General features: G+C 47.1%; 16 protein-coding genes. 2 read left to right on the forward strand and 14 right to left on the reverse strand.

Going from position 1 to position 16,654, the window contains the following annotated elements; translation table 11 throughout:
• Positions 1 to 35 precede the first annotated feature (35 nt).
• The 4 genes from dnaK to MINF_RS09595 form a co-directional block, all read right to left on the reverse strand.
• Positions 36 to 1,961: a molecular chaperone DnaK gene (gene dnaK, locus MINF_RS09580; protein ID WP_012464514.1), complete on the reverse strand. Its 1,926-nt coding sequence runs from the start codon at positions 1,959 to 1,961 to the stop codon at positions 36 to 38.
• 106 nt (positions 1,962 to 2,067) lie between these two features.
• Complete coding sequence (gene mpl, locus MINF_RS09585; RefSeq protein ID WP_012464516.1) at positions 2,068 to 3,519, reverse strand: UDP-N-acetylmuramate:L-alanyl-gamma-D-glutamyl-meso-diaminopimelate ligase; 1,452 nt, start codon at positions 3,517 to 3,519, stop codon at positions 2,068 to 2,070.
• A gap of 42 nt (positions 3,520 to 3,561) precedes the next feature.
• Positions 3,562 to 4,284 carry a hypothetical protein gene (locus MINF_RS09590; RefSeq protein WP_048810546.1) on the reverse strand — a complete coding sequence of 241 codons (723 nt, stop codon included), beginning with the start codon at positions 4,282 to 4,284 and terminating at the stop codon, positions 3,562 to 3,564.
• A gap of 10 nt (positions 4,285 to 4,294) precedes the next feature.
• Positions 4,295 to 4,816, reverse strand: a complete 522-nt coding sequence (locus tag MINF_RS09595; RefSeq protein WP_012464518.1) for a nucleoside deaminase — start codon at positions 4,814 to 4,816, stop codon at positions 4,295 to 4,297.
• Positions 4,817 to 5,429: 613 nt separating this feature from the next.
• On the opposite strand from MINF_RS09595, the gene ygfZ reads away from it, so the two are divergent.
• Complete coding sequence (gene ygfZ, locus MINF_RS09605) at positions 5,430 to 6,305, forward strand: CAF17-like 4Fe-4S cluster assembly/insertion protein YgfZ (RefSeq protein WP_148205238.1); 876 nt, start codon at positions 5,430 to 5,432, stop codon at positions 6,303 to 6,305.
• A gap of 20 nt (positions 6,306 to 6,325) precedes the next feature.
• Here the strand turns inward: ygfZ and MINF_RS09610 are convergent, their stop codons facing one another.
• The 7 genes from MINF_RS09610 to MINF_RS09640 form a co-directional block, all read right to left on the reverse strand.
• Positions 6,326 to 6,781, reverse strand: a complete 456-nt coding sequence (locus MINF_RS09610) for a hypothetical protein (protein WP_012464520.1) — start codon at positions 6,779 to 6,781, stop codon at positions 6,326 to 6,328.
• A gap of 97 nt (positions 6,782 to 6,878) precedes the next feature.
• The gene (locus MINF_RS09615) at positions 6,879 to 7,190 is read right to left on the reverse strand and encodes a tetratricopeptide repeat protein (RefSeq protein WP_238523486.1); all 312 of its coding nucleotides are present in this window, start codon (positions 7,188 to 7,190) and stop codon (positions 6,879 to 6,881) included.
• Positions 7,191 to 7,223: 33 nt separating this feature from the next.
• Positions 7,224 to 8,768, reverse strand: coding sequence for a uroporphyrinogen-III C-methyltransferase (cobA, locus tag MINF_RS09620; RefSeq protein ID WP_012464522.1), 1,545 nt, complete (start codon positions 8,766 to 8,768; stop codon positions 7,224 to 7,226).
• Between the two features lie 53 nt (positions 8,769 to 8,821).
• Entirely contained in the window at positions 8,822 to 9,718 is an 897-nt protein-coding gene (gene hemC / locus MINF_RS09625) for a hydroxymethylbilane synthase (RefSeq protein WP_012464523.1), read from the reverse strand.
• Positions 9,715 to 10,779 (reverse strand): glutamyl-tRNA reductase, encoded by a 1,065-nt coding sequence (gene hemA, locus MINF_RS09630; RefSeq protein WP_048810343.1) that lies wholly within the window; start codon positions 10,777 to 10,779, stop codon positions 9,715 to 9,717. The genes hemC and hemA overlap by 4 nt, the downstream gene beginning before the upstream one ends.
• Positions 10,780 to 10,787: 8 nt before the next feature.
• Complete coding sequence (gene ccsA / locus MINF_RS09635; RefSeq protein WP_012464525.1) at positions 10,788 to 11,597, reverse strand: cytochrome c biogenesis protein CcsA; 810 nt, start codon at positions 11,595 to 11,597, stop codon at positions 10,788 to 10,790.
• Between the two features lie 63 nt (positions 11,598 to 11,660).
• Positions 11,661 to 12,107, reverse strand: a complete 447-nt coding sequence (locus tag MINF_RS09640) for a GatB/YqeY domain-containing protein (protein ID WP_012464526.1) — start codon at positions 12,105 to 12,107, stop codon at positions 11,661 to 11,663.
• A gap of 126 nt (positions 12,108 to 12,233) precedes the next feature.
• On the opposite strand from MINF_RS09640, the gene MINF_RS09645 reads away from it, so the two are divergent.
• Positions 12,234 to 13,352, forward strand: coding sequence for an LptF/LptG family permease (locus tag MINF_RS09645; protein ID WP_048810344.1), 1,119 nt, complete (start codon positions 12,234 to 12,236; stop codon positions 13,350 to 13,352).
• A gap of 193 nt (positions 13,353 to 13,545) precedes the next feature.
• On the opposite strand, the gene MINF_RS11530 is transcribed toward MINF_RS09645, so the two are convergent.
• From MINF_RS11530 to MINF_RS09655, 3 genes are read right to left on the reverse strand one after another with little or no spacing between them, the layout of a single operon-like run.
• Positions 13,546 to 13,689, reverse strand: coding sequence for a hypothetical protein (locus MINF_RS11530; RefSeq protein WP_012464529.1), 144 nt, complete (start codon positions 13,687 to 13,689; stop codon positions 13,546 to 13,548).
• A 54-nt stretch (positions 13,690 to 13,743) separates the two neighbouring features.
• Positions 13,744 to 14,847, reverse strand: a complete 1,104-nt coding sequence (locus MINF_RS09650; RefSeq protein ID WP_012464530.1) for a M24 family metallopeptidase — start codon at positions 14,845 to 14,847, stop codon at positions 13,744 to 13,746.
• Positions 14,848 to 14,869: 22 nt separating this feature from the next.
• On the reverse strand, positions 14,870 to 16,516 hold the full coding sequence (locus tag MINF_RS09655; RefSeq protein WP_012464531.1) for an efflux transporter outer membrane subunit: 1,647 nt from the start codon (positions 16,514 to 16,516) through the stop codon (positions 14,870 to 14,872).
• Between the last annotated feature and the right edge of the window lie 138 nt (positions 16,517 to 16,654).

Genomic DNA, 16,654 nt, shown 5'->3' on the forward strand with positions numbered 1-16,654 from the left:
TCACCGGCGCTTCAACAGCCGGCGAAAAAACCTGGCTAAGCTTGGGGTTTATCCTTATCCACCTTTTCAAATTCGGCATCGATAACATCCGATTTCTGCCCTCCAGCTCCCGGAGGAGGGGGAGGAGAAGAAGCCGCAGAAGCCTTGGATGAAGCAGCCCTATACATTTCCACGGATATGGCCTGAACCTTTTCATTAAGTTCATCCATGGCTCTTTTGATGGCCTCGGTATCATCCCCTTTTATGACCTCCCGCACCTTTTCGATACACTTTTCAACCTCCATTTTCTTAGCCGAATCGACTTTATCCCCGTATTCGCGCAAAAGCTTTTCTGCCTGGTATGCGGCATTGTCCGCATTGTTTTTTGCCTCGGCTCTCTCCTTGTTCTTCAGGTCTTGCTCCCTGTAAGCCTCGGCTTCCTTGGTCATTCTCTCGATTTCTTCCTTGGAAAGTCCACTGGAGCCCGTAATGGTAATTTTTTGTTCTCTTCCCGTTCCCAGGTCCTTCGCAGAAACATGAAGAATCCCGTTGGCATCGATATCGAAGGTCACTTCGATTTGGGGCACTCCGCGGGGAGCCGGCGGTATGCCGTCGAGGTGAAACACCCCCAAAAGCTTGTTATCCCTGGCCATCGGCCTTTCCCCTTGAAGGACCTTGATCTCCACGCTCGGCTGGTTATCCGAAAAGGTACTGAAAATTTGCGATTTCCGGGTAGGTATGGTCGTATTGCGAGGAATCATCGGGGTGGCAATGCCTCCGGCCGTCTCTATGGAAAGAGTAAGGGGAGTCACATCCAAAAGAAGAACATCTTTGACCTGGCCCTTGAGCACCGCTCCCTGGATGGCCGCTCCGACCGCTACGACCTCATCGGGATTGACCCCTTTATGAGGTTCTCTGCCGATCAGCTTTCGGGCGATCTCGATGATTTTAGGCATCCGGGTCATGCCTCCAACCAAGACAAGCTCATCGATATCCGCGGCGGTTAACTTGGCATCCTTCAAGCAATTCAAAACGGGCTGCACAGTCCTTTCGGCAAGATGTTCGGTCAACTGTTCAAGCTTCGCCCGGGTTAATTTCTTTTGAATATGCTTTGGACCCGTTTGATCGGCGGTAATAAAGGGTAGGTTTATTTCGTATTCGAGCGCCGAGGATAGGGCGATCTTTGCCTTCTCAGCTTCTTCTTTAATCCTCTGCACCGCATCGGGTTGCCCGTGAAGATCTATGCCCGTTTCCTTTTTAAAATCACTGATAATCCACTCCATAATGGCGGCATCCCAGTCATCACCTCCCAAATGGGTATCCCCATTCGTGGCCTTGACCTCAAAGACCCCTTCGCCAATCTCCAAGACAGAAATATCGAAAGTTCCTCCCCCAAGATCATACACCGCGATTCTTTCATCTTTCTTTTTATCCAACCCATAAGCCAAGGAAGCGGCCGTCGGTTCGTTGATGATCCTCAACACTTCCAAACCGGCAATTTCTCCCGCAGCTTTAGTCGCCTGTCTTTGACTGTCGTTAAAATAAGCAGGTACGGTGATCACCGCCTGTGTAATCTTTTCCCCCAGTTTAGATTCGGCATCCGCTTTCAATTTCATTAAGATAAAAGCGGATATTTCCTGGGGGGTATAAACCCTTCTCTCTCCCGCTACCTCGACTTCAACCGCGCAATCTCCATTTTTGCCTTCTATGACCTTGTAAGGAACCCTTTTAATTTCTTCTTGAACTTCACTAAACTTCCTTCCAATAAACCTCTTGATAGAATAAATGGTGTTTTTGGAATTGGTGATCGCCTGTCTTTTCGCCGCCTGGCCAACCAATCTTTCCCCACTTTTGGTAAAAGCAACAATGGAAGGAGTGGTTCTCGCTCCTTCCGAATTCTCCAAGACAACGGGTTGTCCTCCCTCGACGATCGCCATGCAGGAGTTCGTCGTTCCTAAATCGATACCGAGTACATGTGCCATGCCTTTATTTAAGCAAAAAGCATGCCATTTTTGACAAGTTATTCAAATACATGGACTTAAATAAAACGATCCCGGGAACAAGGAAAGGAAAAGCGGATATTGTGGGTCATTTTGTCCCATGGGATTGGTCAAAATGATCCTTTTTATTGTTCAATATTTCAACCAGCCGATAAGGGATCCCATGGAAGGAGCCGTTGCTAAAAAATACAACAATGTCTCCAGCTCTTAAAACTTCGAGCAGCTTTTGAAGGATTTCTTGAGGGGAAGCACAGAAAAAGGAAGGTATTCCCTTTTTGCCGAGTTCCTGGGCGATCTGTTCAGGCTTGAGTCTTTCGGAAGGGGATAATCCGTCCTTGTTCGCCACTTCACTGATAACCACTCCATCGGCTCCAGCCAGGGCTTGGGGTAACTCTTGCTGAAAAACAGCCCTCCGGGTCGTATTGCTCCTGGGTTCAAAAACGGCCCACAGCCTTCTAGAGGGATAACGTTGTCTTACAGCCTGGATCGTTTTATATATTGCCGTCGGATGATGACCAAAATCGTCTAATACTTGTATGCCGCAGGCTTCTCCCAAAACCTCCAGCCTACGCTTTACACCCAGGAACGAAGCAAATCCTTGGGAAATTTGCTCAGGCTTTATCCCGTAAAGCTTGGCCGCAGCAAGGCACATCGCCGCATTCCTGACATTATATTCACCGGGAACAGGCAAAAAAAACTCTTCGCCAAGCATCCGAAAGCGACTTCCCCTTTGATCATAGAGCACATCTGTAATTCTAAATTCCGCTTCTTTCCCAAAGCCTACGGTATATACCGGGGCAAGAGAACTCTTGGCGAGTTCAACAATGTTGGGATCATCCTCAGGAATAATCAAATGCCCGTTTCTCGGAATAAGCTGGATCAGTCTCTTAAAAGCAAGCAGAATCTCTCCCAGGTTGGCGAATATGTCGGCATGGTCATATTCTATGTTGTTTATAATCACAGTCTGGGGAAGATAATGCAGAAACTTGCTCCTTTTATCAAAATAGGCCGTGTCGTACTCATCCCCTTCTAAAATCCAATAATCTCCCCGGGTATATCGACATCCCGAAGTAAAGTTTTTGGGCAATCCCCCGATAAGGAACGAAGGATTGAGGGAGGCCGATTCAAAAATCCACGCCAAGAGGGAGCTCGTCGTCGTTTTGCCATGAGTGCCACTGACAACGATATTCTGTTTGCCTTGAAGAAAGAAAAATTTCAAGACTTCCGGCAAGGATAAAAAGAGGTATTTTTTTTCTAAAACCGCTTCTAATTCAGGGTTTCCTCTTTTAATGACATTTCCCACAACGACAACGGTTCCCGCTCTATCTTGGGGAAGATTCTGGGCCTTATAGCCTTCCTTGATGCTAATGCCTTGCTGGGTCAAAAAAGTGGATAGGGGAGGATAGACATTTTCATCGGAGCCGCCTACCTCGTAGCCCAATTCCTTGAGCATCGAGGCTACCGCACCCATGGCCGTTCCGCAAATGCCTAGGAAATGAAAACGCAAATCTTTACTAAAGAGCAGGTCTATTGTGGCCATGGAGAATTAAAAAGCCCATTTCTACTCCAGCGGAAGAAAATTTCAAGACTTTTCTGAAAAATAGGAGTTTAGCTTGGTATTGATGAAATTTTCAATTTCTTGAATCCTAAACGTGGGCCAAAGAAAGAATTTCTCCCAGTGATTAATGATCTTTTCTATGCCAGAGCTCAAAAGATAGAACTTCCACCGCAAGGAATGAACAATAAAAGGATCAAAACTGCAAAACCCGATAAATTTTTGGGCGCTAATTTCGGTAGCTCGATTGAGCTGTTTACAGACAAATACAACTTCAAGCTTCAAGTTCCTAAACAAATAAAACCGGTATTTCGTTAGCCGGGGATGGACAGGATGAATGAGATCAATATTGGGGGGAAGCCCTTCGAGGGGCCCAATGCTCCATATTCTTATGCGATCGAGCTTCTTGGATAGAACCTCGTACCTTTTCTTCTGGTGCGAAAAGTTCTTCGCCCCGTCCAACAACAGGGTGAGCTCCCCTCCTTGATCACCATTTTCCATGGCTAGGTCTTCAATCGTATAACCCAGCGCTCTCTGCACGTACCCATTGAAAAAATGCAGATGGTCGGTTTTGGGAATTTCTACAAGCTCATTAGGCAATATGCCATTGGTCGGACAATATCTTAATTTAACCGAGTAACTGGCTAGGCAACTCCGCTTGAGGTTTTCATGGAACTTTTTTTGAAAGAGCAAATGAATATCCGTTGACGATCTTACACCACTTGTGTCATGAACGGGTTTTTCTTCCATGATATTGACATTAACTAATACCAATATTGCAACGTGGCAACTCCCTTTTTTTATTTCTTAGAATAAAAAAAAATTGATGCATTAACTCTAAAGATTCTTGGGACCTGACTCCCGGTAGAATTTCAGGTTTCTTTCTTGCCGTAAAAAAATCTTTAATACAACAAAAATCCGCCTGTTTAGGATCAGAAATTCCAAAGACGACCCGTTCTATCCTGCTCAAAAAAACAGCCCCCCAGCACATGAGGCAGGGCTCTTTAGTCACATACAGGGTCGTCGAATCAAGCCGCCAATCCCCAACCCGTTGTTGACTCTGTCGAATGGCCTCCATTTCAGCATGAGCGGTAACATCCCGGTGGCGTTCAACCCGGTTGCGGCCAAAACCCAATATTTCCTCTCCCCGGACGATCACGGCTCCAACGGGAACTTCACCGTTATCGAAAGCCTCCTTGGCTTTCTCCAGGGCTAGTCCCATAAAATAGTAATCCCGACTCAACCTTTCATCGCCACCCTGTGCAGTCATTTCTTTTCCCATGAGTTTTTCCTTCTTTCTCCATGCCGTTGCTTTTTACTTTATAGTTAAAACAACTTCAGCCAATTCCCAACCTTGGGATTACTTCTCCTTCTCCGCCGTCATCTTAACCGGCACGAACACAAGGTTGAAGTTTTACAAAGGCTCAACTCAAAGATTGACCCAAGGCTTTCTCTCCTTAATATAATAAAGAAACAAATAAATAGCTTATCGCTGTTTATGCCTCTTTTCCCTAGAATAGGAAATCAAGAATGTCAACCACCCCCGACTGAATTCGGAGGCTTGCCTTACGGCCATGCCTGGGTTGACAAGGAAAAGCGGTACCCAACCCGCTGCGTTGCAAGGAGTAGAGGAGACCCTCGTCGGGATGCTTCCTCAGTCCCGACCTCTAGAAGCCGGGGTTGCAGACAACCCTGAGAGCATGGGCGCTGGCGGGCTCCGGCAGACGGCCGACATGCAACATTCCCGAAGGGGAGACGCCCCGAAAGGGGTGCCTCAGTTGGCCCGCAAGGGCAAAAAAAAACGGCCACCCCAGAAGACCTGGGGGAGCTTTAACCAAAGGAGGACGCGCTTTCCTCCCCAGTCTGAATGCTGGGGTCTCAAGCGCGGAAAGGCGATGAACGAAAAAAAACTCTATGAAAGCTTGGTCCAAGGGAATCCCGGATGGTGTGAGCTTTCCGGTCAAGCGATTTGGAGAATCTCGGGAAGGGATAGGATCAAGTATCTCAATGGGCAACTCCCGGCGGATATCGCTTCTCTGCCCCCAGGCTGCGCGCTGCAAACGGCGGCACTCAACCGCAAGGGAAGAATGGATTGCGAACTCTGGATAGCCCATCATCCCGAGTTCCTCTTTGTAGACTGCCCAAAAGAGATTGAAGAAGCAACGGAAAAGCGGCTAACAAGTTTTCTTGTAGCGGATAAAGTTACCATAGAGAAGCTCGGCGGCCAGTTTTATCTCTACCATTATTTCAGTCCCGATCCACCCAAGGGTTTCTCCTTTTGTTTCCAAAACAAAAGGTTTGGCATTCCCGGATGGGATGTCTGGTCGGAGAGGAGACTGGAAGACTTTGGCTGCCCAGAAGTTCCTCCTGGCGTGCAAGAAAGCCTGCGGCTCGAGAACATGATTCCCCGGTGGGGCAAGGAGTTAACCTCCAACACCCTGGCCTTGGAAGCTTTTTTATCCAAGGATTCCATAAGTTTTACAAAAGGCTGTTATGTGGGACAAGAAATTATATCCAGGATTCATCACATAGGTGAGATAAACCAGCTTTTAACTCTCCTTATCGCTTTAGATGAAAGCATACCCCAGCTCGGGCAACTTTACTATCAATCCCGGCCTGCAGGCCGACTCACCTCTAGCGGCTATTCATACGGCTACAATAAAGCCGTTGCCCTAGGCTATATCCGCAAAGAGTACAGGAAGGAACAAGGGATCGTTCAAATAGCCGGCCAGTCCCTGAAAATCCTCAAGGCTCCACCCCCTATTGGCTAGTCGAATAGTCACAAAAAGAACTATTGGTCGTTTTTTAACGGCTCGTTTTCTAAAGGTTTTTCCTTTGTCTTCTCCCTTTCAACCCGGGATTCATCAAATCCATAATGACCTTTAGATAATTTTATGATTCCTGGAGTTTTCTTGCCTGTCGTATAAAACCAACAGTATAAATTATTTACTTTTACTCCTAACTGTCGAGAAAGTTCTTTAACAGTCAATCCTTGACTCCCTGAATTTTTTAAAGCCTCTATTATTGAACTTTTGAGCCTTCCCGGAATGGTTCCTTTCTCCGGTCCTCGTTTTTTTTCTGTTATTTGCGTCCTTACCCCTCTTTTCCCAGGGACTTTAGTGCCGACTTTCCATAAATTCTGGATCTTTTGCTCGATCTCTGAAACCTTTCTCTGCAGCGCTTCTTTTTCCTGTACGAGCTTTGCTAGTTCTTTAATATCTGCACTCGTAAGTTGTTTTAGCTTCATGTTATTAATTATGCATCATTCTTTTATTTAAACACTTATTACATTATTATGTTGTCTATCTTTCTCAAATATTTTCAACTAAAATTTATAAAACTTTTTATGATTTATTTTTCCACGATAAGATTCGAGCCCTGAGAGAAGCTTTTTCAGCTTCGATCTTGTTTCCCATCCTTATATAAGCCAAAGAGAGACTGGTCCACACCATAGAATCATTGGGGCGTAATTCGATCGCTTTTTTATTGGCGTTGACCGCTTTTTCGTATTCTCCCAGTTTATAATAAGCCATCGCCAACGCTTGCCATCCTTCAAAATAGGAAGGATCGCATTCTACACTCTTTTCATAATAAAACCTTGCTTTTTCGAGCTCTCCCACAGCGAGGGCCTCGTTGCCCAATTCATAAAATTCCATTTTTGATTCCATAAAAATTAAAGCTATAAACTGTTAATCTTTCTTCTTCTTTCTTTTAATTTCCTCAAGGAGAGTCTCAATCAAGCCGTCGATAGTGTGGATTTTTGATTCGCGATAAACTTCTTGATGAAGGTCTTGGAGAGCTCGAGTCGTTTGTGGTCCAATGCTTATAACCTTGGGTAATAGAGAGGTATCATGACAACTGAGATTAAGCCTGTTCCAATATTTAACAGAACTGGCACTGGCAAATAAAATCCAGTCTGCTCCTTCTTTTTGAAATTTCTCTCTACCGCCTCGAAAATCTTCGGTTTCCGGCTGGATATCGTAAAGAGCCCATTGTTCCACGCAAGCTCCAAGACTCGTTAAAAACTTCACAATGCCCTCATCAGCCATGGTGCTGCGGGGAAGCAAAAAACGTTCTCCTTCTATATTTTTCCCTAAAAAACAGCGGGCGAGATCCATGGAGGTAAACTTTTCAGGAATCACCTCTACGGCGAGATGATAACGGCCGATAGCTTGAGCCGTAGTTAAACCGATAGCCCCGATCTTGATGCCTTTCAGCCCTCGAATATCCCCCGTAAGCCGGAGATAGTGTCCAAAAAATATTTCTACTCCCGTTGGACTAGTAAAAAGGAGCCAATCGTAAAAGGCCTCAATTTTTTTTAACCTCCGGATTTGCTCATCCCCTAAAGAGCTGGGAACGATTCGGATCGTGGGGATTTCTAGAACTTCGGCACCGAGTTCCTGTAGCTTTTTGGCTATCCTAGCCGAACCTTCCTTGGTTCTTGTCACAACGACCCTCTGTCCATAGAGTGGTTTTTTTTCAAACCATTGCAATTCCTCCCTCAGGCGAACCACCTCTCCCATCACGATCACAGCGGGGGGGTCAAACCCGGGATGCCTGCCTTGGACGATATCCTCTAGACTTAATGTAACCACCTTCTGGCTGGGTAAAGTCCCCCAAGTAATCACCGCAACCGGTGTTTGAGGATTCATTCCCCGCTCGATAAGGTTACGAGCTATTGAAGCGAGTCGTTCCACCCCCATCAAGATCACCTTGGTACCCTTTACTTGCGCAAGGGCTTCCCAGTCCACCGACGTCGCCCCTTTTTGCGGATCTTCATGCCCCGTAACAATCGTCAGCATCGATGCCCAATTCCGGTGCGTGAGCGGAATGCCGGCATAAGCAGGAACAGCCAAAGCGGAACTCACTCCAGGAACAATTTCGAAATCGATCCCCGCCCTCTTCAAAGCTTCCGCTTCTTCCCCGCCTCGACCGAATAAAAAGGGATCTCCTCCTTTCAGCCGAACGACCAACTGGCCTTCCGTTGCCTTGGCTATGAGCATCTCTTCTATGTCCCTTTGAGAATAGGCGGCTTTCCCCGCCATTTTCCCTACATAGACCTTGGTGCAATGGTCGGAAGCCCAATCCAAGATTTCGGGATTACAAAGATAATCGTATAACAGGATATCGGCTTTTTCGATAAGCTCCTTTGCCTTGAGGGTTAACAACGAGGGATCCCCCGGACCCGCTCCTACGAGATATACCTTGCCACGGCTTCCCTCTTTTATTTCCATAGCTTCAGCCTTTTTTCAGGTCATTCCTAGAAAAACCGATCCGTTCCGAAAATCTACAGGTTTTTTAAGAGATCGGCTAACTTCTTCCCCAGGTCCTCGGCTCGATGGATTTCTCCCACGACTTTTCCCTCTTTCGGTTCGATAGCTTGCTGTGGCCACCAGATTCCTTCCAGGACCAATCGAGAACCTTCGACTTCCGCTCTAGCTCCAACAGCCGTTCTACATCCTCCGCCCAATTCATGGAGAAATACCCTTTCAGCCGTAACCGCGCAAGCCGTCGAAAAATCGTTCAGGTGCTTGACGAGACTCTGGGTGTGTTTATCTTCAATGCGCGCTTGGAGAGCTAAAGCGCCTTGTCCTGGAGCAGGCAACATCCAATCCATGCTCAAGGGCGTACAAAAAAATGAAGAAATATCGATCCCTAACCTCTTTATTCCCGCCAAGGCCAGTACCGTTCCCTGCCATTGTCGATTTTCTCTTAGTTTTCTAAGGCGGCTTTCGACATTGCCCCGGACAGGGACAATCCTTAAATCCGGTCTTTTTCGTAAAAGTTGATTCGCCCTCCTGGGACTGCCTGTAACGACGATCGCGCCAGCCTGAAGAGAAGAAGGATGAGGGTGTTGCAGGCTTATCCAACAATCGCGAGGATCTTCTCTAGGGGGGATCGCTGCAATCACAAGCCGGGGATGCAATTCTACTTGGAGATCTTTCAAGCTGTGAACGGCAAGGTCGATTTCCCCTTCCAAGAGCTTGTTTTCGATTTCCTTTGTGAAAATCCCCCTTTGGTCGATATCCCTAATAGGCTGCGCCTCCAAGTGGTCCCCCGTCGTCTTGATCACTCGGATCTGGATATCCAGTAGAGGATATTCTTTCTTCAGGCTGTCGACAATGAGCTGAGCCTGGATTAAAGCCAATCGACTTCCTCGACTACCAATAATAAGGGGTTTCACGCCATTCGAAAATTCCTGATAAACTGCGAGTCTTGAGAATTGATCGATTCCACAAGCCAGCTATAAAACCGCTCGATATGAGGTTCAATCAGTCTCTTGCATTTATCAACCTCTGCAAGGCGATCTTTTAAATTCTGATCCGCTATCGTTTGCAGGTCATCAATGTTATAACAATAAACCTCTTCGAAATCCTCGACGGCAGGATCAATGTCCCGCGGAACGGCAAGGTCGATTAAAAAAAGGGGTCTTCCTGCCCGCCTCCCTATGTGGGCTGCCAGTTTTTCCTTGGTAATCACGTAGTGGGGAGCGGACGTAGAGCTGATCAGTATATCGACCTTGGCAATCCGTGAAGGAAATTCAGACCAAGGTATGGCTTCCGCCTCTATCTCTTTACTCAACTCCAATGCCTTTTCATAAGTACGGTTGGCCACAAAAATAACGTTTGCCCCTTTTTTCTGGAGAGCCCGAGCCGTAGCCTCGCTCACCGCCCCGGCGCCAACAAGGATGATGGAACATCCCGTTAACTTTCCAAAAAGTTTCTCGGCCAAATCAACGGCCACCGCGCTGACCGAGATACTTCCCCGAGTTATCCAGGTCGATGACCTTACCGACTTGGCTGCAGAAAAACTGGCTTGAAAAAGCCTGTTTAGGTATTTCTGGGTCATTCCCCGCTCCTTGGCGATCATGTAGGCTTCCTTTAACTGCCCTAGTATTTCGGTTTCTCCAACGACCATGGATTTCAAACCACTGGCCAGCTCAAAAAGGTGACTGATGCAATATTTCCCGGTGTAGATCTGGGAATAGGATTCGAAGGGAAAATTTTTCTTATGATAAAATCTCAGAAACTGTCCCCATCCCTTCGAAACTGCATCGAGATTTTTACAAACGGAAAAGAATTCCACCCGGTTGCAGGTCGAAAGTAAAACCCCCTCTTCCAGGTGCATGATATCTTTCATCAGGGATAGGGCCTGGGGATATTCCTCGGCGCGAAACGCCACTTGTTCGCGCAACTCTATGGGCGAAGTGTCGAAAGCCAGGCCACCTCCAACAAGAACTCTCATGTTATAACTCAAAATTTGTGTATTTGACTCAAGGTGTTAATTCCCCAAAAGGTTAAGAAAATAAATAAAAAGCCTCCAATGGACAAAAGAGAGAGCCGTCTCATTCCCGACCGGGAAAAAAAACAACAGAACACCAAGTAGAGATAAAATAACCAGACCCCAACCGACCAACCGATTTTTACCCAGTCCCACGTGCTTTTCGGAGAAATAAAAACCCCTCCCATCAGGCCGGCGGTAAGCAACACAAGTCCCACTAACAGTATTCTTTTCTGGATGCAAGAGAGGTCCCCTATAGGGGGGAACCAGAAAAAAAGAGAAGAAAGTTTATGCGTTTTCAACTCCTTTGCCTCCAACAAGTAAATAGACGCCGATAGGGCTGCGATCGCAAATATCGCATAAGCCAACAGGGAAAAAGCGACATGCAGTTCAAGCATCCATCCCAGTTCAGGCAATATCTTAGGATTATCCGGACGAAGGATTAACCCGGTAAGATTGATTAAACAGCAGGCCGGAGCCGTAAAAAAGCCAAGGATAGACATGCGGTAGGCCGAACCGATGATGAAATACATCAACAGCAAAGCCCAGGACAAGAACACCCATGTTTCAAGAAAATTGGTTATAGGGCAATGGTTGATCGCCATTCCCCTCAAGTAGAGGAAAAGGGTTTCGAAGAAAAAAGCCACAAGCAGCAGGGCAAAAGTCAGTTGATCCCCACCCGCTTGTCTTTTAGCTCTCAAGACAAAAAAACCGTAAAGAGAGATAAAAAACTCAACGCACAGGGCAAGCACTAACCATATTTTTTCTTGACCCAAGATCATGAGCCCCCATCCTTATCCTTCAAAAAAAACTCTAAATAAAAAAACATCGGCCATGGAAAAAAATCAGTTTAAATACTTCTTTGCTATTTCCTGGAGTTTTTTCCCATCGGCCCTTCCACCTGCATGGGATAAAGCTGTTTTCATCACCACTCCCAAATCTTTTTTGTCCTTGGCTTGAGTTTCCTCGATCACTTTCTTGACGAGTTCCTCCATTTCCGCCTCGCTCATCGGCTCGGGCAAAAACTCTTTCAATACCGCGATCTCTACCTTTTCTTTTTCGGCCAGCTCCGGCCTATGAGCTTTTTCATACTCAACGATCGACTCCTCCCTTTTTTTAATCTCCTTGGCGATGACTCCGATGACCTCTTGATCGGTAAGTTCCTTATGAGCTTTCTGTATTGAAGCATAACTAATGGCGGCTTTGAGAAGCCTCAAAACCGAGGTTCTCTCCAAGTCTTTCTTCTTCATCGCCTCTTTAAGCTGCTGATCTATTTGAACCAACAATGACATACGTTTTTCCCTTTCGTTTCTTTAAAGTTGCATCGAATTGCCGATTCCTCGATATTCTACCTCTATGGAAAGTATAAAAGACAGAGTGAGCATTTTAAACATTATTTTATTTTATTCTGCTCTTTCATGAGAACAATTTATAAATTTCTTTTTCTAGAGCTGTTCAAAAATTCTCTTATTACCACCTCGATTTTGACTTTTTTCTTGGTCATCGCCAACGCCTTCCGCGACCTCTCCGACCTGCTGGTCAACAACGAAGTCCCTTTGTGGATCTCCGTGAAACTGCTTGTATCCCTTATTCCCTTTGTCTTGACCTTCACGTTGCCCTGGGGGCTACTGGTCGCCGTGATCCTGCTTTTTGGCAAGATGTCCCAGGACAGGGAGCTTACGGCTTTAAAAAGCGCAGGAATAAGCCTGGGGGCAATCATGGCCCCGGTCATATGGTTTGCCCTTCTTTATAGCGTGCTGAGCTTCGCCATCAATGCTTATATCGGACCTAAGAGTCGTCACGCTTTCAAAGAAATATTCTCCGACGTTATGCTTCACAACCCCCTTTCCTTTTTTAAAAGCAATAAAACCATCGACCAGTTCGATGGTTTCCGCTTGTATGCAACCAACCGCATTGGGGCCAGGCTTGAAGACGTCTACATTTGGGAGACCGATGCCGATCTGCGTCCCTTGCGTTCCATCCGGGCTTCAGAGGCAGAAATCGAACCGGATTTAGCCCATCAAAGAATTCTTTTAACCCTTTGGAATGCTCGGCAAGAGGAAAGAAACGTTTCTGATCCGCAAAATGTCAAGTTGGTCATGCCCGGGTCCCGGGCCACCCAACTTCCTTATGAAATATCCCTTGCCCAGCTTTTTGATCGGCTCACCGTCCGAAAAAGCATAGGGCTTTCTACCCTTGATGAAATCGGCCGTTCGATTGTTGCCGCCGACCTGTTCGGCTTCACTTCCAATCCTACCCCGGTCTTGACTGAATTCCAGAAAAGATTGGCTTTTTCTCTTTCTTGTTTTACCTTCGTTCTCGTGGGCGCTCCCTTGGCTATTCAAGTCCAAAGAAAAGAAACTTCCATCGGGGTGGCTTTAAGTTTGCTCATCGTTCTGTCCTATTACGTGATCGTGCTTCTTGCCGAAGCCCTCAAAGCAAAAACCAACCTTTTCCCCGAGCTCATTATTTGGCTACCCAACATTATTTTTCAATCCTTGGGATTTTGGCTCATCTGGAGAGTCAATAGAAGATAAGCTTGCCCAATCATCCAAGGAAGCAATAGCTTTATGCTCCTAAGCCTCACCCGCTTGCCCAACACCTCCCTGGATGGATAGGACATGTATAGAACAAGGTGTTGCCTTGATTTTTTTTGGGCTTTGTTCTTCTCGCTGCCCTGCAAGCCCCTATTTTTTCCAATCGTCCAGAGGCAATGAAGGCCACGGACAACTAGGGCAATTCTCCCGGAGGCATGGTTGGGCCGGGGAATCCCGGTATGGCCGGTGGAGAAGGGGCACTGGGTTCAGGAGCTTCATCCGGAGCTTTGGGCTCGTTTTCCTGCAAGGGAGGAAGCCAAAATAAAAACATGTTCATATCTTCTTTCCTTCTTTAATTTCAGAAAGCCTACTCTTTATATTATGCCCCTGTTCAAGCTATTTCCAATACTTCTTCAATTTGGGTCAAATTTTCCACCCCATTTTCTTTAATGACGACCATGTCCTCCAGTCTTACCCCTCCAATTTCGGGATAATACAAGCCGGGCTCAACAGTCAGGACCTGGTTTTTCTTGAATGTCGCCTTTCTAAACCTGGGGGGTTCATGGATTTCAAGTCCCACACCATGTCCTAGTCCATGGAAAAAACCGACCCACCTTCCTCCACGCATTTCGGTGGGATACCCTTTCCGGGTGAATGTATCCCTGAGCTCCTTCTCTATGTTTTTCCCTTTCAAACCCTCCCGCAAGATGCTTAAAACCCACTGTTTACCCTCCTTAACCGTTGCATATAACCGAGAAAGCTCCTTGGAAGGTTCTCCCTTGACAACCGTTCGGCTGAGATCTCCATAATATCCCGTAGTCCTATCCCTGGGGAAAATATCGATGACGATGGCCTGATTCGCCCTCAGCTTTCCTTTGCCCACCTCGTGAGGATCGCATGCTTCTATTCCGCAGGCTACTATGGTGCCTGTTGCCGTTGCTCCTTCTCTCATTATCCTTATTTCAATTTCTTCCCTGAGGATCTTTGAATCAAGAATCTTCTCCTGCCAGCGGAGCAAGCCCTCGGCTGTTATCTTGCTTTCCTTCAGCACCTCCATAGCCCTCTGCATCCCTTTTTCGGCGACGCGCAGGGCGGATCTGACCGCCTCGATTTCGGCCGGGGTCTTTATAGACCTTTCAGGGAAAAATTCTGTTTTGCTCGCTATGACATTTAAACCTTGTTTTCTGAGGGCTTCGGCTAAGCCTAAAGGAAAATTGGAGGGAACTTGCAGCCGGCTGACTCGGAGTTTCTTGCAGACCGTTTTGATCAGCAGGGGTACTGTCAACTTCTCTTCTTTAATTCCACTGGCTTCCTCGTAAGAAAGGATCACATCGGCTTTTGCCTCTCTTTTTGCCCGATCGATTTCAAGCTTGCTTAAAAAAATATAACTCTTGGAATTGACCTCTATCCAAAGAAAGGGATCGGGAACCATCATCCGCGTCGCATAAAGCATGTTCGCATCTTTTTCCGATGCGGCAAACATCATTCGAGCCATAGAATTTTCCTATCCTCTCTTATTAAGACCCCCGGGAGACAGATTTAGTCGATGCCCCCACCGGCCTCATGCTGTAATCCTCCCATCCTCCCCCAAGAGCCCTTATCAGCGCTACTGTCGAAATAAATCTCTCCCCAAGGATCTGGAGATTGAGCAGCTGGGCATTGAGCCAAACCTGCTCGGTGGTATCGACTTCGATGTAATTCACTAATCCTTCCTTGAACCTTACCAGGGAGACATCGAACTGTTCTTTAGAAAAAGCCACCGTTCTTTGCTGCGCTTCTTGTTGGGCTTCAAGGATTTTTAGAGCCGCAAGGGCATTTTCCACTTCCTGGAAGGCAACCAGCACTCCCTGCCTATAATTAGCTACCGCAGCCTGGTAGGCGGCCTTGGCCTGCTGCAGTCCTGCCACAAGCTGGCCGCCTTCGAAAATAGGAAGACTGACGAAGGGTCCAAGGGTCCAAAAACGGCTTGAACCGTTGAAAAGCATCTCGATGGTGGAACTGAGCAGTCCAACCGAGGCAAGAAGATTCACCGAAGGGAAAAAGGCACCCAGGGCCACCCCGATATCGGCGTTGGCCGCTGCCATCTGTCTTTCAGCCTGAGCCACGTCGGGTCTCCTCTGCAAAAGATCCGAAGGCAGGTATTCAGGCAAAACCGGTACCGAACCCGAAATGGGATTAGGGGCAATTTTTACGGAAGAAGCGGGTTTACCGAGGAGAACGGCGATCGCATTTTCGATTTGCGCCCTGGTGTTTTCTAAGCCGATATACTGGGATTGGAGATTGGCCAGGTCGGTTTTTGCCCTGGCCAGGTCCAGTTCGTTGGCCAACCCTCCATCGTAACGGCTCTGAACCAGGTAAAGGTTATCCCTAAAGACATCGATCATGTAGCGATAGACGGCTAATTGGGCATCGATGTAGCGGATGGAAAAATAATCGGTTGCCAGTTCCGCATGCAAAGTAAGAAGCAGGGATTCATAGGCGGCTTGCGTTGCTTGTGCAGAGGCTTTGGCCGCTTCCAGCTCACGCCGGTACCTTCCCCAGATATCCGCCTCGTAAGAGGCCGCCAAGGGAAGAGCCCATTCATTCCAGTAAATAGGCAGACCTGTTTGAAACTGGGTAAAACCGATCTGCTGACCGCTCGTATTAAAAACGGGAGCCAATACAGGGTGTTGGAGAAAGAAAAAGGGTTGGTTTTGGGAAAATCTTAACCTTGAGTAAAAAGGATAGAACCCAATATGGGGGAAGAAATTGGAAAGGGATTGGGTCACCAGGGACCTGGCCTCGACCACTTGAGCGTAAATACCTTTCAGTTGTTGGTTACCCACCAAGAGTTGGGCTTCCAGTTGATCCAACAGGGGATCTTTAAAAATTTTCCACCACTCTCCCCTGGCGATGGCATCCTGGGGAAGGGCTTTCTTCCAACGGATGTTCTCTAGCCTCTTGCCCGAGGCCGTTTGTTCTTCGGTAGGGGTGGCTCCCTCTTCACCCGTTGTCGGTTTTTCGGCGCCCGGGCTCTCCCCCCATTTAAAGGCTAGAGGCGTTTCGACAGCAGGCCTATGATAATCAGGGCCGACTGCACAACTAGAGAGAACCAAGACCAGGGGAAGAAAGAAAAAGCTCCAACCTGTTCTTCCCTTCTCCCCTGGAATCAAAGTCCATTTCATCGTCGGTTCTTCTTATCGATTAGAAAAGAGTTGACTCCATTGAGCCATCGTTTGCTTGTTTTCCCTTTTCCTGTTTCTTTTCCCTCAAATCCCTATATCTTTAGTTCAATGTCAAGTCCGCTTGCAAGAAAAACGCAT

Source organism: Methylacidiphilum infernorum V4, from assembly GCF_000019665.1.
Taxonomy (GTDB): Bacteria; Verrucomicrobiota; Verrucomicrobiia; order Methylacidiphilales; family Methylacidiphilaceae; genus Methylacidiphilum; species Methylacidiphilum infernorum.